Source organism: Virgibacillus halodenitrificans JCM 12304 (genome assembly GCF_001310895.1).
GTDB lineage: Bacteria > Bacillota > Bacilli > Bacillales > Amphibacillaceae > Virgibacillus_Q > Virgibacillus_Q halodenitrificans.
Genome location: NZ_BAZS01000033.1, coordinates 14,663 through 37,070, shown reverse-complemented (window position 1 = coordinate 37,070; position 22,408 = coordinate 14,663). Strand labels below are relative to the sequence as shown.

General features: G+C 40.3%; 34 protein-coding genes. All 34 read left to right on the top strand.

Annotation, left to right across the window (positions count from 1 at the left end):
• Positions 1–153: 153 nt before the first annotated feature.
• The gene (rpoC, locus tag JCM12304_RS15405) at positions 154–3,759 is read left to right on the top strand and encodes a DNA-directed RNA polymerase subunit beta' (protein ID WP_060681364.1); all 3,606 of its coding nucleotides are present in this window, start codon (positions 154–156) and stop codon (positions 3,757–3,759) included.
• Positions 3,760–3,928: 169 nt separating this feature from the next.
• Entirely contained in the window at positions 3,929–4,180 is a 252-nt protein-coding gene (locus JCM12304_RS15400; RefSeq protein ID WP_019375540.1) for a 50S ribosomal protein L7ae-like protein, read from the top strand.
• Between the two features lie 138 nt (positions 4,181–4,318).
• The gene (gene rpsL, locus JCM12304_RS15395) at positions 4,319–4,735 is read left to right on the top strand and encodes a 30S ribosomal protein S12 (RefSeq protein WP_019375539.1); all 417 of its coding nucleotides are present in this window, start codon (positions 4,319–4,321) and stop codon (positions 4,733–4,735) included.
• A gap of 36 nt (positions 4,736–4,771) precedes the next feature.
• A complete protein-coding gene (rpsG, locus tag JCM12304_RS15390; protein ID WP_019375538.1) occupies positions 4,772–5,242 on the top strand; it encodes a 30S ribosomal protein S7 in 471 nt (156 codons plus the stop codon).
• Positions 5,243–5,284: 42 nt separating this feature from the next.
• Positions 5,285–7,363, top strand: coding sequence for an elongation factor G (gene fusA / locus JCM12304_RS15385; protein ID WP_060681362.1), 2,079 nt, complete (start codon positions 5,285–5,287; stop codon positions 7,361–7,363).
• A 122-nt stretch (positions 7,364–7,485) separates the two neighbouring features.
• Positions 7,486–8,676: an elongation factor Tu gene (tuf, locus tag JCM12304_RS15380; protein WP_019375536.1), complete on the top strand. Its 1,191-nt coding sequence runs from the start codon at positions 7,486–7,488 to the stop codon at positions 8,674–8,676.
• Positions 8,677–9,503: 827 nt separating this feature from the next.
• On the top strand, positions 9,504–9,812 hold the full coding sequence (gene rpsJ / locus JCM12304_RS15375; protein WP_019375535.1) for a 30S ribosomal protein S10: 309 nt from the start codon (positions 9,504–9,506) through the stop codon (positions 9,810–9,812).
• 31 nt (positions 9,813–9,843) lie between these two features.
• On the top strand, positions 9,844–10,473 hold the full coding sequence (rplC, locus tag JCM12304_RS15370; protein ID WP_019375534.1) for a 50S ribosomal protein L3: 630 nt from the start codon (positions 9,844–9,846) through the stop codon (positions 10,471–10,473).
• Positions 10,474–10,499: 26 nt separating this feature from the next.
• Entirely contained in the window at positions 10,500–11,123 is a 624-nt protein-coding gene (gene rplD, locus JCM12304_RS15365) for a 50S ribosomal protein L4 (RefSeq protein ID WP_019375533.1), read from the top strand.
• Positions 11,123–11,410: a 50S ribosomal protein L23 gene (rplW, locus tag JCM12304_RS15360; protein ID WP_019375532.1), complete on the top strand. Its 288-nt coding sequence runs from the start codon at positions 11,123–11,125 to the stop codon at positions 11,408–11,410. The genes rplD and rplW overlap by 1 nt, the downstream gene beginning before the upstream one ends.
• 32 nt (positions 11,411–11,442) lie before the next feature.
• Positions 11,443–12,273 (top strand): 50S ribosomal protein L2, encoded by an 831-nt coding sequence (gene rplB / locus JCM12304_RS15355; RefSeq protein WP_019375531.1) that lies wholly within the window; start codon positions 11,443–11,445, stop codon positions 12,271–12,273.
• 57 nt (positions 12,274–12,330) lie between these two features.
• Positions 12,331–12,609: a 30S ribosomal protein S19 gene (rpsS, locus tag JCM12304_RS15350; RefSeq protein ID WP_019375530.1), complete on the top strand. Its 279-nt coding sequence runs from the start codon at positions 12,331–12,333 to the stop codon at positions 12,607–12,609.
• Between the two features lie 18 nt (positions 12,610–12,627).
• Positions 12,628–12,969 carry a 50S ribosomal protein L22 gene (rplV, locus tag JCM12304_RS15345; protein ID WP_019375529.1) on the top strand — a complete coding sequence of 114 codons (342 nt, stop codon included), beginning with the start codon at positions 12,628–12,630 and terminating at the stop codon, positions 12,967–12,969.
• Positions 12,970–12,972: 3 nt separating this feature from the next.
• Positions 12,973–13,614, top strand: a complete 642-nt coding sequence (gene rpsC, locus JCM12304_RS15340) for a 30S ribosomal protein S3 (RefSeq protein ID WP_019375528.1) — start codon at positions 12,973–12,975, stop codon at positions 13,612–13,614.
• Positions 13,615–13,631: 17 nt separating this feature from the next.
• Positions 13,632–14,066, top strand: a complete 435-nt coding sequence (gene rplP / locus JCM12304_RS15335) for a 50S ribosomal protein L16 (protein WP_019375527.1) — start codon at positions 13,632–13,634, stop codon at positions 14,064–14,066.
• Entirely contained in the window at positions 14,056–14,256 is a 201-nt protein-coding gene (rpmC, locus tag JCM12304_RS15330) for a 50S ribosomal protein L29 (protein WP_019375526.1), read from the top strand. The genes rplP and rpmC overlap by 11 nt, the downstream gene beginning before the upstream one ends.
• 26 nt (positions 14,257–14,282) lie before the next feature.
• Entirely contained in the window at positions 14,283–14,546 is a 264-nt protein-coding gene (gene rpsQ / locus JCM12304_RS15325) for a 30S ribosomal protein S17 (RefSeq protein WP_019375525.1), read from the top strand.
• Between the two features lie 44 nt (positions 14,547–14,590).
• The gene (rplN, locus tag JCM12304_RS15320; RefSeq protein ID WP_019375524.1) at positions 14,591–14,959 is read left to right on the top strand and encodes a 50S ribosomal protein L14; all 369 of its coding nucleotides are present in this window, start codon (positions 14,591–14,593) and stop codon (positions 14,957–14,959) included.
• Between the two features lie 36 nt (positions 14,960–14,995).
• Positions 14,996–15,307, top strand: a complete 312-nt coding sequence (gene rplX / locus JCM12304_RS15315; RefSeq protein WP_019375523.1) for a 50S ribosomal protein L24 — start codon at positions 14,996–14,998, stop codon at positions 15,305–15,307.
• Between the two features lie 26 nt (positions 15,308–15,333).
• The gene (gene rplE, locus JCM12304_RS15310) at positions 15,334–15,873 is read left to right on the top strand and encodes a 50S ribosomal protein L5 (protein ID WP_026041277.1); all 540 of its coding nucleotides are present in this window, start codon (positions 15,334–15,336) and stop codon (positions 15,871–15,873) included.
• A gap of 29 nt (positions 15,874–15,902) precedes the next feature.
• Complete coding sequence (locus JCM12304_RS15305; protein ID WP_019375521.1) at positions 15,903–16,088, top strand: type Z 30S ribosomal protein S14; 186 nt, start codon at positions 15,903–15,905, stop codon at positions 16,086–16,088.
• A 29-nt stretch (positions 16,089–16,117) separates the two neighbouring features.
• Positions 16,118–16,519 (top strand): 30S ribosomal protein S8, encoded by a 402-nt coding sequence (rpsH, locus tag JCM12304_RS15300; RefSeq protein ID WP_060681360.1) that lies wholly within the window; start codon positions 16,118–16,120, stop codon positions 16,517–16,519.
• A gap of 26 nt (positions 16,520–16,545) precedes the next feature.
• Positions 16,546–17,085 carry a 50S ribosomal protein L6 gene (rplF, locus tag JCM12304_RS15295; protein WP_019375519.1) on the top strand — a complete coding sequence of 180 codons (540 nt, stop codon included), beginning with the start codon at positions 16,546–16,548 and terminating at the stop codon, positions 17,083–17,085.
• 32 nt (positions 17,086–17,117) lie between these two features.
• A complete protein-coding gene (gene rplR, locus JCM12304_RS15290) occupies positions 17,118–17,480 on the top strand; it encodes a 50S ribosomal protein L18 (protein WP_019375518.1) in 363 nt (120 codons plus the stop codon).
• Positions 17,481–17,500: 20 nt separating this feature from the next.
• Positions 17,501–18,004 (top strand): 30S ribosomal protein S5, encoded by a 504-nt coding sequence (gene rpsE / locus JCM12304_RS15285; protein ID WP_019375517.1) that lies wholly within the window; start codon positions 17,501–17,503, stop codon positions 18,002–18,004.
• 13 nt (positions 18,005–18,017) lie between these two features.
• Positions 18,018–18,200: a 50S ribosomal protein L30 gene (gene rpmD, locus JCM12304_RS15280; protein ID WP_019375516.1), complete on the top strand. Its 183-nt coding sequence runs from the start codon at positions 18,018–18,020 to the stop codon at positions 18,198–18,200.
• A gap of 29 nt (positions 18,201–18,229) precedes the next feature.
• Positions 18,230–18,670 (top strand): 50S ribosomal protein L15, encoded by a 441-nt coding sequence (rplO, locus tag JCM12304_RS15275; protein WP_019375515.1) that lies wholly within the window; start codon positions 18,230–18,232, stop codon positions 18,668–18,670.
• Entirely contained in the window at positions 18,670–19,962 is a 1,293-nt protein-coding gene (gene secY, locus JCM12304_RS15270; protein WP_019375514.1) for a preprotein translocase subunit SecY, read from the top strand. Before rplO ends, secY begins: the two co-directional genes overlap by 1 nt.
• Positions 19,963–19,996: 34 nt before the next feature.
• Positions 19,997–20,641: an adenylate kinase gene (locus JCM12304_RS15265; RefSeq protein ID WP_019375513.1), complete on the top strand. Its 645-nt coding sequence runs from the start codon at positions 19,997–19,999 to the stop codon at positions 20,639–20,641.
• A gap of 181 nt (positions 20,642–20,822) precedes the next feature.
• On the top strand, positions 20,823–21,158 hold the full coding sequence (locus JCM12304_RS15260; protein ID WP_019375512.1) for a KOW domain-containing RNA-binding protein: 336 nt from the start codon (positions 20,823–20,825) through the stop codon (positions 21,156–21,158).
• A complete protein-coding gene (gene infA, locus JCM12304_RS15255; RefSeq protein ID WP_010095735.1) occupies positions 21,136–21,354 on the top strand; it encodes a translation initiation factor IF-1 in 219 nt (72 codons plus the stop codon). Before JCM12304_RS15260 ends, infA begins: the two co-directional genes overlap by 23 nt.
• A gap of 31 nt (positions 21,355–21,385) precedes the next feature.
• A complete protein-coding gene (rpmJ, locus tag JCM12304_RS15250) occupies positions 21,386–21,499 on the top strand; it encodes a 50S ribosomal protein L36 (RefSeq protein ID WP_010095733.1) in 114 nt (37 codons plus the stop codon).
• 24 nt (positions 21,500–21,523) lie between these two features.
• Positions 21,524–21,889 (top strand): 30S ribosomal protein S13, encoded by a 366-nt coding sequence (gene rpsM, locus JCM12304_RS15245; RefSeq protein WP_019375511.1) that lies wholly within the window; start codon positions 21,524–21,526, stop codon positions 21,887–21,889.
• 22 nt (positions 21,890–21,911) lie between these two features.
• Positions 21,912–22,304: a 30S ribosomal protein S11 gene (gene rpsK, locus JCM12304_RS15240; protein ID WP_019375510.1), complete on the top strand. Its 393-nt coding sequence runs from the start codon at positions 21,912–21,914 to the stop codon at positions 22,302–22,304.
• The last annotated feature ends 104 nt before the right edge of the window (positions 22,305–22,408 follow it).

Below are 22,408 nucleotides of genomic sequence, written 5' to 3'. Positions count from 1 at the left end.
TATTATATCAATAGGGTAAATGATTAAAAGACGCATAATATCCAAATATCCAAAGTGAAAGGTTGGTTCAACAGTTGGATCAACCTCCAGCTTTATCTTATATAACTGTTATAAGCTTAGGTAAAATCGGACATTAAAAGGGAGGTAGGCCCCTTGCTAGATGTAAATAATTTTGAGTATATGAAGATTGGGTTAGCTTCACCAGAAAAGATTCGATCATGGTCTTATGGTGAGGTGAAGAAGCCAGAAACAATTAATTACCGTACATTGAAGCCGGAGAAAGATGGCTTGTTCTGTGAGCGGATTTTTGGGCCACAAAAAGATTGGGAATGCCATTGTGGAAAGTACAAACGAGTACGCTATAAAGGTGTTGTATGTGACCGTTGTGGTGTAGAAGTAACAAAAGCTAAGGTGCGTCGTGAGCGCATGGGTCACATTGAATTAGCAGCTCCGGTATCCCATATTTGGTATTTTAAAGGTATACCAAGCCGTATGGGCCTTGTCTTGGATATGTCTCCAAGAGCTCTTGAGGAAGTAATCTATTTCGCTGCATATATTGTAACGGAAACTGGTGACACACCTTTAGAGAAAAAACAGCTTTTATCTGAAAAAGAATACCGTGCATATTATGACAAGTATGGTAAATCTTTTAAAGCCCAAATGGGTGCAGAAGCAATCCGTAAACTTTTGCAAGACATCGATATTGAAAAAGAAGTGGATGCTTTAAAAGAAGAATTGAAAACAGCACAGGGACAACGTAGAACAAGAGCAATTAAACGCTTGGAAGTACTGGAGTCATTCCGTAATTCCGGCAATGATACCTCTTGGATGGTGTTGGATGTTTTACCTGTAATCCCACCGGAAATACGCCCGATGGTTCAGTTGGACGGTGGAAGATTTGCGACATCTGATCTGAATGATTTATATCGCCGTGTAATCAATCGAAACAACCGTCTAAAGCGTTTGTTGGATCTCGGAGCACCAAGTATTATTGTGCAAAATGAAAAGCGTATGCTACAAGAGGCAGTAGATGCCTTGATAGATAACGGACGTCGTGGCCGTCCAGTCACTGGACCAGGTAACCGACCATTAAAGTCCTTATCACATATGCTGAAAGGGAAGCAAGGTCGTTTCCGTCAAAACCTATTAGGAAAACGTGTAGATTATTCCGGACGTTCTGTTATCGTTGTAGGACCTCACTTGAAAATGTATCAGTGTGGTTTACCGAAAGAGATGGCACTGGAGCTCTTTAAGCCATTTATTATGAAAGAACTTGTGGAAAAAGGAATCGCACATAATATTAAATCAGCAAAACGTAAAATTGAACGTGTGCATCCAGATGTATGGGATGTACTGGAAGAAGTAATTAAGGAGCATCCTGTATTACTTAACCGTGCACCTACATTGCACAGACTGGGTATTCAAGCATTTGAGCCTACGTTAGTTGAAGGACGTGCAATTCGCCTGCATCCATTAGTATGTACAGCATACAATGCTGACTTTGATGGTGACCAAATGGCAGTCCATGTTCCTTTATCAGCTGAAGCACAGGCAGAAGCACGTATTCTTATGCTTGCGGCCCAAAACATCTTAAATCCAAAAGATGGTAAACCAGTTGTTACACCATCTCAGGATATGGTTTTAGGAAACTATTATCTTACGTTGGAACGAGAAGACGCCATCGGTGAAGGTGCTGTGTTTAATGATATAAATGAAGCATTGCTCTCTTATCAGAATGGGTATGTACATTTGCATACAAGAGTAGCAATCCAAGCATCGAGTCTAAACAACAAAACATTCACTGACAAGCAACAAGGCCAATTATTGATCACCACTGTAGGGAAAATTATTTTCAATGAAATCTTACCCGAGTCGTTCCCTTATATAAATGAACCTACAAAATTAAATTTGGAGATTGAAACTCCGGGACACTATTTTGTAGAGAGTGGAACGAACATAAAAGAAGAAATCAAATCGAGAGATATTATAAAACCATTTAAAAAAGGTTTCCTGGGAGATATTATTGCGGAAGTCTTTAAACGGTTCAAAATCAGTGAAACATCGAAAATGCTTGACCGCATGAAGGATCTTGGTTTCAGTTATTCCACAAAAGCAGGTATGACTGTTGGTATTTCTGATATCGTTGTTCTAAAAGAAAAAGAAGAAATCCTTGTAGAAGCTCAAAAGAAAGTGGATAACGTATCTAAACAATTCCGTCGTGGTTTAATCACAGATGAAGAGCGCTATGACAGGGTTATTGCTATATGGTCTCAATCGAAGGATACAATTCAGGATAAGCTGATGCAATCCCTAAGTGAGAGAAACCCGATCTTTATGATGAGTGATTCAGGAGCGAGGGGTAATGCCTCTAACTTTACACAGCTCGCAGGTATGCGTGGTCTAATGGCCAACCCGGCTGGTAAAATTATTGAATTGCCGATTAAGTCCAGTTTCCGTGAAGGTTTAACAGTGCTTGAGTACTTTATTTCTACGCACGGTGCCCGTAAAGGACTTGCTGATACAGCCTTGAAGACAGCCGACTCAGGTTATCTGACTCGTCGTCTTGTTGATGTGGCTCAGGATGTTATTGTACGTGAAGCAGACTGTGGAACTGACCGAGGACTTACAGTTTCTGCCTTAACTGATGGTACTGAGTTAATAGAGCCGTTAATCGACAGGTTAATTGGGCGAACAGCCTTCCGTTCTGTAAAGCACCCAGAAACAAACGAGGTTCTTGCGAAAGAAGATACAATTATTACCGAAGACCAAGCAAAACAAATTGTTGAGGCTGGTATTGAAGAAGTAACCATTCGCACAGCCTTCACATGTAATACGAAGCACGGTGTATGTCAAAAATGTTATGGCCGTAACCTAGCAACTGGAGCAGATGTAGAAGTTGGAGAGGCAGTCGGTATAATTGCTGCACAATCCATTGGTGAGCCAGGTACACAGTTAACCATGCGTACATTCCACACAGGTGGTGTTGCAGGGGACGATATTACACAAGGTTTGCCTCGTATTCAGGAGCTATTTGAAGCTCGGAATCCAAAAGGGCAGGCTGTGATTAGTGAAATCTACGGAACCATTCACGAAGTTAAAGAAGTGAAGGACAAACAAGAAATTATTGTTCAAGGTGAAGTAGAACAACGTGCCTACGCTGTGCCTTATAATGCTCGTATGAAGGTGACAGTTGGAGATACAGTTATCGCAGGGCAGGAGCTTACAGAAGGTTCTGTAGACCCGAAAGATCTCTTGCGCGTTCAGGGTGTTGAAGGAGTACAAGATTATTTATTGCGTGAAGTGCAGCGCGTTTACCGTATGCAGGGTGTAGAAATTGGTGATAAACACGTCGAAGTTATGGTTCGTCAAATGCTTCGTAAGATTCGTGTTATTGATTCTGGAGATACGGATGTATTGCCAGGCTCATTACTTGAAATCCATCAGTTCAAGGTTGCTAACCATAAAGTATTGAATGATGGGCAACAACCAGCAACTGGAAAACCTGTATTATTAGGTATTACCAAAGCGTCCTTAGAAACAGATTCATTCTTATCTGCAGCTTCTTTCCAAGAAACTACACGTGTACTTACAGATGCTGCAATTAAAGGTAAGCGAGATGAGTTACTAGGACTGAAAGAAAATGTAATCATTGGTAAGCTGGTTCCTGCTGGGACTGGGATGCAGCGATATCGTCAGGTGCAAGCAGACTTGGATGAACCTGAAACAGCTAACGAGGAAGAAACAGAGACTGTTCAATAGAACTTGCTAATAATGAGCATAGGTTTAAAAAATAGAGAAGAGTTTAAGAACAAGTGATAAACCATCGGAAGCACCAAAAATATTCCCGATATATATTGACATTGAAAAATATGGGTGATAGAATATTCAAGGTGCTTCCGATAATGCTTGTTACTTTGGAGGATATGAAATGTCTTATGAAAAAGTGACTCAAGTTCGATCACGAATAATTATTGGAACGAAACAGACGCTTAAGGCCATGAATAATGGTGAAATAAGTGAAGTGTTTATTGCTGATGATGCTGATCACCGATTGACACAAAAAGTAGCTGGTTTAGCAGAAGATCTTGGCATCCCTTGCCGCTATGTAGATTCGATGGAAAAACTAGGTGCGGCTTGTGGTATTGAGGTTGGTGCATCTACAGTTGCAATAAAGCATTAATGGTTTTGACAGGAAATTAGCTGTCGAGACTTTGTTTTTTGCCAAAAGATGAACCACCTGGATGTGTGGGTTTATAACTCGCTTAAAACAGCTGGTTACAGATTTTAAATTTATAAAATTGGAAGGGAGGACATTTCAATGCCTACAATTAATCAATTAGTACGTAAAGGTCGCGTGAACAAGCCGAAGAAATCTGATTCACCGGCACTAAATAAAGGTTATAACAGTTTCAAAAAGAAACTTACTGACCAAAACTCTCCACAAAAACGTGGTGTTTGTACACGTGTTGGTACATTGACTCCAAAGAAGCCGAACTCAGCACTTCGTAAATATGCGCGTGTTCGCTTGTCAAATAACATGGAAGTAACTGCATACATCCCTGGAATTGGTCACAACCTACAAGAGCACAGCGTAGTATTACTACGTGGTGGACGTGTAAAAGACTTACCAGGGGTACGTTACCACATTGTACGTGGAGCACTTGACACAGCTGGAGTAGAAGGCCGTGCACAAGGACGTTCTAAATACGGAACAAAACGCCCTAAGAAAAAGTAATGTAAAATAATAACTATTGAGAGAGGAGGAGGACATATGCCACGTAAAGGACCAGTACCTAAACGCGATGTCTTGCCAGATCCACTTTATAAATCAAAATTAGTGACTCGTTTAATCAATCAAATTATGGTTGATGGTAAAAGAGGTAAGGCACAAAAAATTCTTTATAATGCATTCGAACTTGTTTCTGAAAGAAGCGGCCAAAATGCAATGGAAGTTTTTGAACAGGCAATGAAAAACGTAATGCCAGTACTTGAGGTTCGTGCTCGCCGTGTTGGGGGTTCTAACTACCAGGTACCGATGGAAGTTCGCCCTGAACGTCGTCAGGCATTAGGACTACGTTATATTGTTAACTACTCTCGCCTACGCGGAGAGAAAACAATGGAAGAACGTCTTGCTAATGAAATTCTTGATGCATCTAACAACACAGGTGCTTCCGTTAAGAAGCGCGAAGAAATGCATAAAATGGCAGAAGCGAATAAAGCATTCGCTCACTACCGTTGGTAAGAACAAGACAATAAAGTTTTCAAATAGGAAGGAGAAGAATACATGGCTAGAGAGTTCTCCTTGGAAAAGACGCGTAATATTGGTATTATGGCACACATCGATGCAGGTAAGACCACTACTACTGAGCGTATTCTTTTCTACACAGGACGTATTCATAAAATTGGTGAAACACACGAAGGTGCTTCACAGATGGACTGGATGGAGCAAGAGCAAGAGCGTGGTATTACAATCACATCTGCTGCAACAACTGCTGCTTGGAAGGAACATCGTATTAACATTATAGATACACCTGGACACGTGGACTTCACTGTAGAAGTTGAACGTTCCCTACGTGTGCTGGATGGTGCTGTAACTGTACTTGATGCACAGTCTGGTGTTGAACCACAGACAGAAACTGTATGGCGTCAAGCGACAACATACGGAGTACCTAGAATCGTATTCATTAACAAAATGGATAAAGTAGGTGCTGACTTCTTGTATTCTACAGGCACACTAAAGGATCGTCTGGGTGCAAATGCACATCCAGTACAGTTACCAATTGGTGCTGAAGATCAATTTGAAGGTATTATTGATCTGATCAATATGGAAGCACACTTCTATCTTGATGACCTTGGTACAAAAGCGGAATCCCGTGAGATCCCTGCAGAATATAAAGATAAGGCAGAAGAGTTAAGAGCAGGTCTTATTGAAGCAGTATCAGAACTTGATGAAGAGTTAATGATGAAGTTCCTAGAAGGGGAAGAAATCTCCAACGAAGAACTTAAGAATGCAATTCGTCAAGCAACATTGGATGTAGAATTCTATCCTGTATATTGTGGTTCTGCATTTAAAAACAAAGGTGTTCAACTAATGCTTGATGGTGTAATTGACTTCTTGCCTGCACCAACAGATGTTGCGGCAATTGAAGGTATTGTTCCTGGAACAGAAGAGAAAGTAACTCGTCCATCAGATGATAAAGCTCCTTTCTCTGCTTTAGCATTTAAAGTTATGACAGATCCATACGTTGGAAAGCTTACATTCTTCCGTGTATATTCTGGGACACTAGATTCCGGTTCTTATGTTAAGAACTCTGTAAAAGATAAGCGTGAACGTGTAGGTCGTATCCTACAAATGCACGCCAACTCCCGTGAAGAAATTTCACGCGTTTACTCTGGTGAAATTGCAGCAGCAGTAGGCTTGAAGGATACTTCAACTGGGGACACACTTTGTGATGAAAAGGACTTAGTTATCCTTGAATCAATGGAATTCCCAGAACCGGTTATCGGTGTTGCAATCGAACCAAAAACAAAAGCGGACCAAGATAAAATGGGTATTGCTTTAGCAAAACTTGCTGAAGAAGATCCAACTTTCCGTACAGAAACAAACGTAGAAACTGGTCAAACAATTATTTCTGGTATGGGTGAACTTCACTTAGACATTATTGTTGACCGTTTGAAGCGCGAATTCAAAGTTGAAGCTAATGTTGGTGCACCACAGGTTGCTTACAGAGAAACTTTCCGTTCTGCTGCAGAGGTTGAAGGTAAGTTTGTACGTCAGTCAGGTGGTCGTGGACAATATGGTCACGTTTGGGTTAAATTTGAACCAAATGAAGAAGGCGCTGGCTTTGAATTTGAAAACAAAATCGTTGGTGGGGTTGTTCCTCGTGAATACATTCCTTCTGTTGAAGCAGGTATTGCTGAATCAATGGAGAATGGTGTACTTGCAGGATATCCATTAATTGATATTAAAGCTTCACTATATGATGGTAGCTACCATGATGTTGACTCAAACGAGATGGCATTTAAAATAGCTGCATCAATGGCCTTAAAGGCTGCTAAAAACAAGTGTAACCCAGTACTTCTTGAACCAATGATGAAAGTTGAAATCGTTATTCCGGAAGAATACATGGGAGACATTATGGGTGATGTTACATCACGCCGTGGACGCGTTGAAGGTATGGAAGCACGCGGAACTGCTCAGCTAGTAAAAGGTTTTGTACCACTTGCTGAAATGTTTGGTTATGCTACTGCTTTACGTTCAAATACGCAAGGTCGTGGAACATTCACTATGCACTTTGACCATTATGAAGAAGTGCCAAAGAGTATCTCAGAAGAAATTATTAAGAAAAATGCTGGTCAATAATTGATTTTTTGATCATCATCAAGTATAACTTTTATTGAAGGCTGAGTTATAGTTTAAAATTATTTCTCTGCTTAATATAAAAAAATAAAAAAACTTTTATTTAACTAAAGGAGGAACTATAAATGGCTAAAGAAAAATTTGATCGCTCAAAAAGTCACGTAAACATTGGTACAATTGGACACGTTGACCATGGTAAAACTACTCTAACTGCTGCTATCACAACAGTTATGCATAAGAAATCTGGTAAAGGGTCTGCAATGGCTTATGACCAAATTGACGGTGCACCAGAAGAAAAAGAACGTGGAATCACAATTGCAACATCTCACGTAGAATATGAAACTGACACTCGTCACTATGCACACGTTGACTGCCCAGGTCACGCTGACTATGTTAAAAACATGATCACTGGTGCTGCTCAAATGGACGGCGCTATCCTAGTAGTATCTGCTGCTGATGGTCCAATGCCACAAACTCGTGAGCATATCCTATTATCTCGTAACGTTGGGGTACCTTCTATCGTAGTATTCCTTAACAAAACAGATATGGTAGACGATGAAGAACTACTTGAATTAGTAGAAATGGAAGTACGTGATCTACTTACTGAATACGACTTCCCAGGTGACGATGTACCTGTAATCAAAGGTTCTGCTCTTAAAGCTCTAGAAGGCGATGCAGACTACGAAGAAAAAATCGTTGAACTAATGGCTGCAGTTGATGAGTACATCCCAACTCCAGACCGTGACAAAGACAAGCCATTCATGATGCCAGTTGAGGACGTATTCTCAATCACTGGTCGTGGTACAGTTGCTACTGGACGTGTTGAGCGTGGAGAAGTTAAAGTAGGAGACGAAGTTGAAATCATTGGTCTTGCTGAAGATGCTTCTAAAACTACTGTAACTGGTGTGGAAATGTTCCGTAAGCTTCTTGACTATGCTGAAGCTGGTGACAACATTGGTGCACTTCTACGTGGTGTTGCACGTGAAGACATCAACCGTGGTCAAGTACTAGCAAAGCCTGGTTCAATTACTCCACACACAAACTTCAAAGCTGAAGTTTATGTATTGTCAAAAGAAGAAGGTGGACGTCATACTCCATTCTTCGCTAACTATCGTCCACAGTTCTATTTCCGTACTACTGACGTAACTGGTGTTATTCAGTTGCCAGAAGGTACTGAAATGGTAATGCCTGGCGATAACATCGAAATGAGCGTTGAGCTTATTTCTCCAATCGCTATTGAAGACGGTACTCGTTTCTCTATCCGTGAAGGCGGACGTACTGTTGGATCTGGTGTAGTATCATCAATTCAAAAGTAATAAACTTTATCAAAAGCAGGTAGCGTGACGACGCTACCTGCTTTTTTGTTTGTTTGAATTCTAATAGATATGTTGGGGTATCCAATGACTTGTGGGATAGATGAACTCTTAACTAACTTGGGTGTATTATGTATGGCTGTTTTAAAGGTTAATGTATGATAATCAAACTATAGCTAATTCCTGAATATCTCTGGCGGATAATATTGCTGTGCTGCTGATAAAACTATTTTGCGGCGGATAATGTTGCTCTACTGCTGATTAAATTGCTCTCTGGCGGATAGTTTCGCTCTACTGCTGATAAACCTATTCTGCGGCTGATTATCTCACTCTCCAGCCGAATAAATTATTTTCCAGCGGATACCCACTCCCTTCTGCTAATTAAGTAACTCTACTTCAGATTAAATCTTCAATCCGCGAATATCCACCACTTACTACTAATGAGTCCACTCTATGGCAGATAGAATTTTCCCATCTATAACTCGAATTTCCCAACAAACTAGAAGGTAATTAAATTCCTTAAAGTTTAAACGCATTCGAACAACTTTTCACTTAAGCTAGAAAATATTCTTGTTAAGATAAGGAATTTCCTTGTACCCCTTGCATTCATTGAAAATAGTAAGTATAATACATAGATGTGCAATATCCTTACAACATTTATTAAAAAGGGGTTGCATTGACCGGCGGAATTCTATATAATAAGAATGTTGGTCATCGAAGGCGATGAAGCGGAAGGTTGTTGGCACACCCGGCCCCTTTGCCATGGCGGGGTGCTAAGGAATTTTCGTGGAGAATGTCTATAATAATATGGGCGAGAAGGAGGGAAAATAATGGCAAAAGAAAAGATCAGAATCCGTTTGAAAGCATATGATCATCGTATCTTAGATCAGTCTGCTGAGAAAATTGTAGATACTGCGAAGCGTTCTGGAGCAAATGTTTCTGGACCAATTCCATTACCTACAGAAAGATCTGTATATACTGTTTTACGTGCGGTGCATAAGTACAAGGATTCACGCGAGCAATTCGAAATGCGTACACATAAACGCTTGATCGATATTGTTAATCCAACACCACAAACTGTTGACTCGTTAATGCGTCTTGACTTACCATCTGGTGTGGATATTGAAATCAAACTATAAAATAATGGATTTACTATAGGAGGTGTAACGGATGACGAAAGGAATCTTAGGTCGTAAAATCGGCATGACTCAGCTTTTCTCTGAAACTGGCGAGTTAGTGCCTGTAACAGTAATTCAGGCAGAGCCAAACGTTGTATTGCAAAAGAGAACGCTAGAAAATGATGGCTATGAAGCATTACAAATCGGTTTTGCTGATGAGAAAGAATCACGTACGAATAAAGCGAAAAAAGGTCATGCTGCTAAAGCTGAAACAGCCCCTAAGCGCTGCGTTCGTGAATTCCGTGACGCTAATCTTGACGACTATGAAGTTGGTCAGGAAATAAGCGTTGATGTTTTTCAAGCAGGAGATAAAATTGATGTTACTGGAACAACCAAGGGTAAAGGTTTCCAAGGTTCCATCAAACGACATAATCAACAACGTGGCCCAATGTCCCACGGTTCCCACTATCATAGAGGACCTGGTTCACTAGGTGCTGTTGATCCAATGCGTGTATTTAAAGGAAGACCACTTCCAGGACAAATGGGTGGCAACCAAGTTACAATTCAAAATCTTGAAATTGTTAATGTGGATGCTGAGCGTAACCTTATTTTAGTTAAAGGGAACGTGCCTGGAGCAAAAAAATCATTCGTAAAAATCACGAGTGCAATAAAGGCTAACTAATCATATAGACGAAGGGAGGATATGTCATGCCTAAAGTAGCACTATTAAAACAAGACGGTTCACAAGCTGGCGATATGGAGTTAAACGATTCCGTATTCGGTATTGAACCAAACACACATGTTTTACATGAAGCTGTAGTAATGCAACGTGCATCTATGCGTCAAGGAACGCACGCTGTAAAAAACCGTTCGGAAGTACGCGGTGGTGGTCGTAAACCATGGCGTCAAAAAGGAACAGGACGTGCGCGTCAAGGTTCCATTCGTTCACCACAATGGGTAGGTGGCGGAACTGTATTCGGACCGACTCCTAGAAGCTATAGCTATAAACTACCAAAGAAAGTACGTCGTCTAGCATTAAGATCTGCTTTATCTTCCAAAGTAAAAGAAGATAATATTGTAGTATTAGAAAGCATTGCAATTGATGCTCCTAAAACTAAAGAAGTAGTTAAGATGCTTGAAGCACTTAACGTTGATACAAAAGTATTAATTGTTACTGCTGAAAAAGATGAGACAGTTATGCGTTCAGCAAACAATCTTCAGTCTGTAAAAGTATTGACTGTAGAGGAAATGAACGTACTGGACTTGCTTTCGCATGACAAGCTGATCGTAACTAAAGATGCAGCTGAAAAAGCAGGGGAGGTGCTTTCATAATGAAAGACCCACGCGATATTATTAAGCGCCCGGTAATTACGGAAAACTCTGCTGACCTAATGGCAGAGAAGAAATATACGTTTGAAGTAAACCCAAAAGCTAACAAAACAGAGATCAAATCTGCTGTAGAACTAGTATTTGGTGTCAAAGTAGAAAAAGTAAATACAATGAATCTTAAAGGTAAGTTCAAGCGAATGGGAAGATACGGTGGGTATCGCTCAGATCGCAAAAAAGCTATCGTACAACTTTCTGAAGACAGTAAAGAACTGGACTTCTTTGAAGGTTAAGAACAAGGAAATTGTGAAGGAGGGAAAACAAGATGGCGATTAAAAAATTCAAACCAACGTCAAATGGTCGACGTAATATGTCTGTATCTGATTTTGCTGAAATCACTACAGATACTCCAGAAAAGTCCCTTTTAAGCCCATTATACAAACGTGGCGGTCGTAATAACCAAGGGAAACTAACTGTTCGTCATCAAGGTGGCGGTCATAAGCGTCAATACCGTATTATCGACTTCAAGCGTGATAAAGATGGTATACCAGGACGCGTTGCTACAATTGAATATGATCCGAACCGTTCAGCTAATATAGCTCTAATCAATTATGTTGATGGAGAAAAGCGTTATATTCTAGCTCCAAAAGGTCTTAAAGTGGATCAAACAATTGAATCAGGTGTAGATGCGGATATCAAGTTAGGTAACGCACTTCCATTGGCTAACATTCCAGTTGGTACAATCATTCATAATGTTGAGTTAAAACCAGGACGCGGTGGACAGCTTGCTCGTTCAGCAGGTGCCGAAGCTCAGGTTCTTGGCCGTGAAGATAAGTACACACTAGTTCGTTTAGCTTCTGGTGAAGTTCGCTTAATCCTTTCTACTTGTCGCGCTACAGTTGGCCAGGTAGGTAACATTGAACATGAACTTATTCGTGTTGGTAAAGCAGGACGTTCTCGCTGGTTAGGCAAGCGCCCTACAGTACGTGGTTCTGTAATGAACCCTAACGATCACCCACACGGTGGTGGTGAAGGACGTGCACCAATCGGACGTAAATCACCAATGTCACCATGGGGTAAACCTACACTTGGTTACAAAACACGTCACCGTAACAAGTCGACTGATAAATATATCGTTCGTAAGCGTAAAAAATAAACGGAATAGCGGACGGGATATAACCCCCGTCTCTCAATTGCGAAAGGAGGTTTATCCATGGGTCGTAGCTTGAAAAAAGGACCTTTTGCAGATGACCATCTACTGTCAAAGATTGAAACATTAAACGAAAGTGACAAAAAGCAAGTAGTTAAAACTTGGTCACGTCGTTCTACTATATTCCCTACATTTGTTGGTCATACCATTGCGGTATATGATGGACGTAAACACGTTCCAGTTTATGTAACGGAAGATATGGTTGGCCATAAATTAGGTGAATTCGCCCCAACCCGTACGTATAAAGGGCATGCCGGCGATGATAAGAAAACAAAACGCTAATGAGAGGAGGCACTCAACATGCAAGCAAAAGCCATTGCGAAATCGGTTCGTATTGCTCCTCGTAAAGTTCGTTTAGTTGTTGATCTAATTCGAGGAAAAAACGTTGGTGAAGCAGTTGCAATTTTACGTCATACACAACGTGGTGCTTCTCCAGTCGTAGAAAAGGTTCTTAAGTCTGCTATTGCAAACGCGGAACATAACTACGAAATGGATCCAGATAATCTAGTGATTTCTGAAGCATTTGTAAATGAAGGTGCAACACTGAAACGCTTCCGTCCACGTGCTCAAGGACGTGCAAGTAAAATTAATAAACGCACAAGCCACATTACTGTGGTTGTAACAGAAAAGAAGGAGGGATAGTCAGTGGGTCAAAAAGTAAATCCAACGGGTCTTCGTGTCGGCATTATCAAAGACTGGGAGTCTAAATGGTATGCTGGTAAAGACTATGCAGACTTACTACATGAAGATATTAAAATCAGAGAATATCTTGAAAACCGCTTGCGTATTGCTGCTGTTTCTTCTATTGATATCGAACGTGCAGCAAACCGTGTGAACATTACTATTCATACTGGTAAACCAGGTATGGTAATTGGTAAAGGCGGTTCCGAAGTAGAAGCTCTACGTAAATCATTGAATAGCCTGACTGGCAAACGTGTACACATTAATATTGTGGAAATCAAAAAAGTTGATCTTGATGCAACACTAGTTGCTGAAAATATTGCTCGTCAGTTAGAAAATCGTATTTCATTCCGTCGTGCTCAAAAGCAAGCTATCCAACGTGCAATTCGCGGAGGAGCTAAAGGTATTAAGACTCAGGTTTCTGGACGCCTTGGTGGAGCAGACATCGCTCGTGCGGAACATTATAGTGAAGGAACAGTACCACTACACACATTACGTGCTGATATCGATTATGGTACAGCTGAAGCTGATACTACTTACGGTAAGCTAGGCGTTAAAGTGTGGATCTATCGTGGAGAAGTCCTTCCAACTAAATCAAACAAATAAGGAAGGGGGCACTTTCTATGTTAATGCCTAAACGTGTTAAATATCGTAGACAACATCGTGGTAAAATGAGAGGTCAAGCAAAAGGTGGAACTACTGTAGCTTTTGGTGAGTATGGCCTACAAGCAACAGAAGCATCTTGGATCACAAGCCGTCAAATAGAGGCAGCTCGTATTGCAATGACTCGTTACATGAAACGTGGCGGTAAAGTTTGGATTAAAATCTTTCCTGACAAACCATACACTGCAAAGCCCCTAGAAGTTCGAATGGGTTCCGGTAAAGGTGCTCCAGAGGGCTGGGTAGCAGTAGTAAAACCAGGAAAAATTATGTTTGAAATCGCAGGTGTATCAGAAGAAGTTGCTCGTGAAGCGTTGCGTCTTGCTTCTCATAAACTGCCGATTAAAACTAAGTTTGTAAAACGTGAAGAAATTGGTGGTGAAAGCAATGAAGGCTAATGAAATCAGAGAACTAACCACTGCCGAAATTGAACAAAAAGTTAAATCTTTAAAAGAAGAACTATTTAATTTACGCTTCCAGCTTGCAACAGGTCAATTGGAAAACACTGCTCGCATTCGCGAAGTAAGAAAGTCAATTGCTCGCTTGAAAACTGTTGTACGTCAACGTGAACTAAGTGTAAATAACTGATAATTCGAGAGGAGGTTAGCCTCAAAATGACTGAACGTAATAATCGTAAAGTATACACAGGCCGTGTCGTATCGGATAAAATGGATAAAACAATTACTGTTTTAGTTGAGACTTACAAGTTTCATAAACTATACGGTAAACGTGTTAAGTACTCTAAGAAATTCAAAACACATGATGAGAACAATCAAGCAAAAATTGGCGATGTTGTACGCATCATGGAAACTCGTCCGCTTTCAGCTACAAAACGTTTCCGCTTAGTTGAAATCGTTGAAGAAGCGGTAATTATATAATATAAGTTCGCTCGGAAAGGTATCCGAAGGGAGGTCACAGCGATATGATTCAACAAGAAACTCGTTTAAAAGTTGCAGATAACTCTGGTGCACGTGAAGTGCTTGCAATTAAAGTACTTGGTGGTTCCGGACGTAAGACTGCTAATATTGGTGATGTAATTGTTTGTACTGTAAAACAAGCAACACCAGGAGGCGTTGTCAAAAAAGGTGAGGTTGTTAAAGCCGTAATCGTACGTTCTAAATCTGGCGCGCGTCGTAAAGATGGATCATACATTCGTTTTGATGAAAATGCAGCAGTAATTATCCGTGATGATAAAAGTCCAAGAGGAACTCGTATCTTCGGACCAGTCGCACGTGAATTACGTGAAGCTAAATTCATGAAAATCGTATCTCTAGCTCCAGAAGTTTTATAAGCTTAAATTTTTGCCTTGTAAGGAGGTGCGTAAAGCATGCATGTAAAAAAAGGTGATAAAGTCAAAGTAATATCCGGTAAAGACCGTGGTAAACAAGGCACTATTTTAGAAGCATACCCTAAAAAGGAACGTGTTCTTGTAGAAGGTATTAACATGATTAAAAAACACGCGAAGCCTTCTCAGGAGAATCCGCAAGGCGGAATCCTTAATCAAGAAGCACCAATCCATGTTTCTAACGTAATGCCAATAGATCCTAAATCCGGTGAACCAACTCGTGTTGGGCATGAAGTACGTGACGGAAAGAAAGTCCGCATCGCTAAAAAATCCGGTGAAGCATTAGATAAATAGTTTAGCGACGAAAGGAGGGCGACATGATGAATCAACTAAAACAAAAATACCAAGATGAAGTATTACCATCTTTGATGAATAAATTTAATTATGAATCTGTTATGCAAGTACCAACAGTTGAAAAAATTGTTATCAACATGGGTGTTGGTGATGCAGTTCAAAATTCAAAAGCATTGGATAGTGCTGTAGAAGAGCTTGCATTAATTTCTGGTCAGAAGCCAATGGTAACTCGTGCAAAGAAATCAATCGCTGGTTTCCGTCTTCGTGAAGGAATGCCAATCGGTGCGAAAGTAACTCTTCGCGGTGAGCGCATGTACGATTTCCTACAAAAGCTTATTGCAGTATCACTTCCACGTGTACGTGACTTCCGTGGTATCTCTAAAAAAGCTTTTGATGGTCGAGGAAACTATACATTAGGTGTTAAAGAACAGCTAATTTTCCCAGAAATTAACTACGATAAAGTGAACAAGGTCCGTGGTATGGATATCGTTATTGTAACAACTTCCAATACTGACGAAGAAGCTCGTGAACTTTTAGCTCAGCTAGGCATGCCTTTCCAAAAATAAGCTAAGAGCTAATACAAGGAGGGAAAATTGTGGCTAAAAAATCAATGATTGCGAAACAAAAACGTCCACAAAAGTATCAAGTACGTGAATATACACGTTGCGAACGTTGTGGCCGACCACATTCTGTAATCCGTAAATTTAAACTTTGCCGTATTTGTTTCCGTGAACTTGCCTATAAAGGTCAAATTCCTGGTGTCAAAAAAGCAAGCTGGTAAACCCCGATTCGGGAAGGAGGTAATTAGTAATGGTTATGACAGATCCAATCGCAGATATGCTTACTCGTATTCGTAATGCTAACATGGTACGCCATGAAAAGTTGGAGCTTCCTGCTTCTACTATGAAAAAAGAGATCGCTGATATCCTTAAACGTGAGGGTTTTGTTTCAGATTATGAATTTGTTGAAGATAACAAACAAGGCGTTCTGCGTATTTTCCTTAAATACGGTGCTAATAACGAACGAGTAATTACAGGTATTAAAAGAATTAGTAAGCCGGGACTACGTGTCTACGCTAAAGCTAACGAAGTACCTCGCGTACTTAATGGTTTAGGTATTGCTATCGTATCAACATCTAAAGGTGTGCTTTCTGATAAAGAAGCCCGTTCTCAAGCTGTTGGTGGCGAAGTTCTTGCTACGTATGGTAATTAACATTTTTTGATAAGGAGGTGCATGGAATGTCTCGTATAGGACTTAAACCAATTGAAATTCCAGAAGGTGTAGAGGTTAAAATTGGTGACCGTAATTCTGTAACAGTAAAAGGTCCAAAAGGTGAATTATCCAGAGATCTACCTCAGGACATGAAAATCAACATGGAAGACAACGTCATTACAATTGAGCGTCCAAGCGATCATAAAGATCACCGTGCGTTACACGGAACTACTCGTAGTTTGATCAATAACATGGTTGTTGGCGTAAGTAAAGGCTTTGAAAAATCCCTTGAAATTATTGGGGTTGGTTATCGTGCACAAAAGCAAGGTAACAAAGTTGTGATTAACGCTGGTTACTCACATCCTGTAGAAATCGACCCAATTGAGGGTATTGAAATTGAAATTCCTAAAAACACACAAGTAGTTGTAAAAGGTATTGATAAGGAACTAGTTGGAGCAATTGCTTCAAATATTAGAGCAATCAGACCTCCTGAACCTTATAAAGGGAAAGGTATTCGCTACGAAGGTGAATTTGTACGCCGCAAAGAAGGTAAAACTGCTAAGTAAGATTAGTTAGGGAGCAGAAAGGAGTGACCTAGATGATCACAAAACCTGACAAAAATGTTACACGTAAAAGAAGACATGCACGTGTTCGTAAAAATCTTTTTGGAACACAGGAACGTCCTCGTTTGAATGTGTACCGTTCAAATAAACACATCTATGTACAATTAATCGATGATATTAATGGCAAAACAGTTGCAAGTGCCTCTACAAAAGACAACGAGCTTAAAGTAGAAGCTACCGGCAATGTAGAAGCAGCTAAGCAAGTCGGAGAATTGATCGCTAAACGTGCCCAGGATAAAGGTTACAAATCGATTGTATTCGATCGCGGAGGCTACCTTTATCATGGACGTGTAAAAGCATTAGCAGATGCTGCCCGCGAGGCAGGTCTTGAATTTTAATCGATAAAGGAGGGACATACATGAATACAAGCATTGATCCGAACAAACTAGATCTTGAAGAGCGTGTTGTTACGATCAACCGTGTTGCGAAAGTAGTAAAAGGTGGACGTCGTTTCCGCTTTGCAGCTTTGGTTGTTGTCGGAGATAAAAATGGTCATGTAGGTTTTGGTACTGGTAAAGCACAAGAAGTACCTGAAGCAATTAAAAAAGCAGTTGATGACGCAAAGAAAAACTTGATTACAGTACCTATCGTTGGAACAACAATTCCACATGAAATTCACGGTAGATTTGGTTCAGGTAACGTATTAATGAAACCAGCTACTGAGGGTACTGGAGTTATCTCAGGTGGACCTGTTCGTGCGATTCTTGAACTTGCTGGTGTTGGTGATATCTTAACGAAGTCACTTGGTTCAAACACACCGATCAATATGATTCGTGCAACATTAAACGGCTTAACAAACTTAAAGCGCGCAGAAGACGTAGCAAAACTACGTGGAAAGTCTGTAGAAGAACTGTTAGGATAAGGAGGGAAATGTTATGTCTAAAAAATTAGAAATCACCCTCACGCGCAGTGTTATCGGTGGAACAGATATTCAACGTAAAACTGTTCAAGCATTAGGACTTAAAAAAATTCGACAATCCGTTGTTCGTGAAGATACAGCAGCTGTACGTGGTATGGTAAATAAAGTATCTCATTTAATTTCGGTTAAAGAAGTTTAATAAACATTAGCGTAAAGGGAGGTGCTCGCATGAAACTTCATGAATTGAAGGCATCAGAAGGAACTCGCAAAAATCGTAATCGTGTAGGTCGCGGAATGTCATCAGGTAACGGAAAAACTTCCGGCCGTGGACATAAAGGACAAAAAGCACGTTCAGGCGGCGGTACTCGTCCGGGCTTTGAAGGTGGTCAAATGCCTTTATTCCAACGTTTACCGAAACGAGGATTTACGAACATCCACCGCAAAGAGTTTGCAATTGTTAACTTGGATGCTCTAAATCGTTTTGAAGACGGCACAGAAGTTACACCTGAGCTATTACTTGAAGAAGGTGTCGTAAGCAAGCTTAAGGCTGGTATTAAGGTACTCGGCAAAGGTGCTATCGAAAAGAAACTTACAGTAAAAGCTCATAAGTTCTCTGCTTCAGCTGTTGAAGCTATTGAAGCAGCGGGCGGTAAAACTGAGGTGATTTAATGTTCCGTACAATCTCCAATTTTATGCGCGTAGGTGACATTAGGCGGAAAATAATCTTTACATTACTCATGTTAGTTGTCTTCCGTCTAGGCACATTTATTCCAGTGCCATATACAGATAAACAAGCGATTGACTTTATGAACTCGCAAAATGTTTTTGGGTTTCTAAACACGTTTGGTGGAGGAGCCCTGCAAAACTTCTCCATTTTTGCAATGGGAATCATGCCATACATTACTGCCTCAATTATTATGCAGTTGTTACAAATGGACGTTGTACCTAAATTTGCTGAGTGGAAGAAGCAAGGGGATATGGGCCGTAAGAAACTTGCACAAGTCACTCGTTACGGAACGATCGTTCTTGCATTCATTCAAGCAACTGCAATGTCTATCGGCTTCAACGCTATGGCTGGTGGTATGCTGATCTCTGATCCAAACGTATTGAAATTCCTTGTTATTGCACTTACGTTAACAAGTGGTACAGCATTTTTAATGTGGTTAGGTGAACAAATTACAGCCAACGGAGTTGGAAATGGTATATCAATTATCATTTTTGCCGGTATCGTTGCCGCTGTACCTAATGGTGTTAAACAATTATACAGCCAGTATTTTATAAATCCTGGTGATGATTTGTTTATTAATATTGTTATTGTCGCCCTAATTGCATTGGTAGTAATAGCAGTAACTGTTGGAGTAATCTTCATTCAGCAAGCTTTACGTAAAATACCAATTCAATATGCTAAAAAACTTGTGAATCGTTCTCCGGTTGGTGGACATTCTACGCATTTACCACTTAAAGTAAATGCTGCAGGTGTTATACCGGTAATCTTTGCGATCGCATTTATGGTTGCACCAAGTACGGTAGCAAATTTCTTTGAGGGCAATAAAGTAGCTTCAGTGATCCAAACAGTGTTTGATTACACTCACCCAATCGGGATGGTTATCTATGTTGCTTTAATTATTGCTTTCACTTACTTCTACACATTTGTTCAAGTTAACCCTGAACAAATGGCTGAGAATTTACAAAAACAAGGTGGATATATTCCAGGTATACGACCTGGTAAAAATACAGAAACATATTTGACACGTGTTATGTACCGCTTAACATTTGTTGGCTCAATCTTTTTAGCTGCTGTTTCTGTGCTACCTATTGTTCTAGGTGGTCTTGCAAATCTACCTACCGCAGTACAAATCGGCGGCACTAGCTTACTAATCGTTGTAGGGGTTGCTTTACAGACAATGAAACAACTGGAAAGCCAGTTAGTAAAGCGTCACTATAAAGGTTTTATAAAGTAATATCTTGCTGTCAGTGAGAGCGAGGGGAAATTTGTTGAACTTAATATTGATGGGTCTACCTGGTGCTGGTAAAGGTACACAGGCAGAGAAAATAAACGATAAGTATAACATTCCTCATATTTCTACTGGAGATATGTTCCGTTTGGCCATTAAAGAGGGTACAGACCTCGGTAAACAGGCCAAGGAATATATGGACCAAGGTGCCCTTGTTCCGGATGAAGTAACTATTGGGATCGTTAAAGAAAGACTTAGTAAATCTGACTGCAAAAACGGTTTTCTACTGGATGGTTTTCCAAGAACAATCGCACAAGCAGAGGCTTTACAGGAGCTTTTAAAGGAACTGGATACATCCATTGATTACGTGATCCATGTAGATGTTCCAGAAGAAAAATTAGTGGAGCGACTAACTGGTCGTAGAATCTGTCCTACATGTGGAGCAACTTATCATGTCATATACAACCCGCCAAAAGTGGAAGGAATATGTGATAAGGATGGTTCCCAGTTAATTCAGCGTGATGATGATACAGCCGAAACGGTTAAAAATCGTTTGTCAGTAAATATGGAGCAGGCGAAACCGTTACTGGACTTCTATCAGAACAAAGGTTACCTTGTTACAGTGAATGGCGACCAGGAAATCAATCAGGTCTTCCAGGACATTCAATCACGTATTGATAAATAAGTGGTTGAGCTGCTTTGGTAGCGCAAAATAAATGCAATTCCGGCTATAAATAGTTATAATTGCAATTGAGTGATTATAAATTTTATAGTACTTCATATAAAGTGACACAAAATGAAATGTAGAGCCTTTTTCATAAAAGGTGTAGCAGTATAAACTATAGCCTAAGTGAAGGTGATCGTTGTTGAACGAAGATGATTCGATTCCGCTAATAGGTCAAGTTGTTCGTATTATGCAGGGACGCGAAGCTGGACAATATGCAATCATCATTGAAGCAGTGGATGACAGGTATGTTATGCTTGCAGATGGGGAAAAACGTAAATATGATCGACCAAAGAAAAAGAATTTACAGCATATTGAATGTATGGGATACATTTCTCCAGAGGTCCAAAACAGCCTTCTAGAAACTGGTCGTGTCACAAATGGCAAAATTCGATTTGCCATAGCTAAATTTGTCAATGAGGTTGTGACTGATTTGAAGAAGGGAGATCAACACGATGGCGAAAGACGATGTAATTGAAGTAGAAGGTACCGTAACGGAAACGTTGCCGAATGCGATGTTTAATGTTGAGCTTGAGAATGGCCATACGGTCTTAGCACATGTTTCTGGTAAAATCCGTATGCATTTCATTCGCATTCTACCAGGCGATAAAGTAACGGTTGAACTTTCTCCGTATGATTTAACTAGAGGACGAATTACGTACCGTTATAAATAAGCGAGCTCCGATATAAAAGGAGGTAAAGATGATGAAAGTAAGAGCATCTGTAAAACCAATTTGCGAAAAATGCAAAGTAATCAAGCGTAAGGGTAAAGTAATGGTGATTTGCGAAAACCCTAAACACAAGCAAAAACAAGGCTAATAACCAAGGAGGTGCTAACGTTATATGGCACGTATTGCAGGTATAGATATTCCACGTGATAAGCGTGTAGTTATTTCATTAACTTATATTTATGGAGTTGGTAGTACTACAGCTAAGAAAGTCCTTAAAGAAGCAGGCGTTTCTGAAGACACACGTGTACGCGATCTAACAGAAGATGAATTAGGTAAAATCCGTAAAGCATTGGACGAATATACAGTGGAAGGTGACCTTCGTCGTGAAGTTTCACTTAACATTAAGCGTCTAATCGAAATCGGCTCATACAGAGGGCTTCGTCACCGCCGCGGTTTACCAGTTCGTGGTCAAAAGACAAAAAACAATTCACGTACTCGTAAAGGACCTCGTCGAGCAGTTGCAGGAAAGAAAAAATAACGTGAAGGAGGTAAGCTAATCAATGGCACGTACTAAAACAAACACACGTAAGCGTCGTGTGAAAAAGAATATTGATACAGGTGTAGCACATATTCGTTCTACTTTTAACAATACTATTGTTACTATTACGGACACACAAGGCAATGCTATTGGCTGGAGCTCAGCTGGTGCACTTGGCTTTAAAGGATCTCGTAAATCAACTCCATTTGCTGCACAGATGGCAGCTGAAACTGCTGCAAAAACAGCGGTTGATAATGGTATGAAAACTCTAGAAGTTACTGTTAAAGGACCAGGAGCTGGACGTGAAGCAGCTATTCGTTCACTTCAAGCAGCAGGTCTGGAAGTTACAGCAATTGTTGACGTAACACCAGTTCCTCATAATGGTTGTCGCCCACCAAAACGTCGTCGTGTATAATTATACCGTATAGAATTTGTCACCCTGTCTATAATGGGTTATGATGGCTTAAAAGTGTAAAGGCTAAATTCCTTTATCATTCAAGCATCCAAGAGACAAGTAAG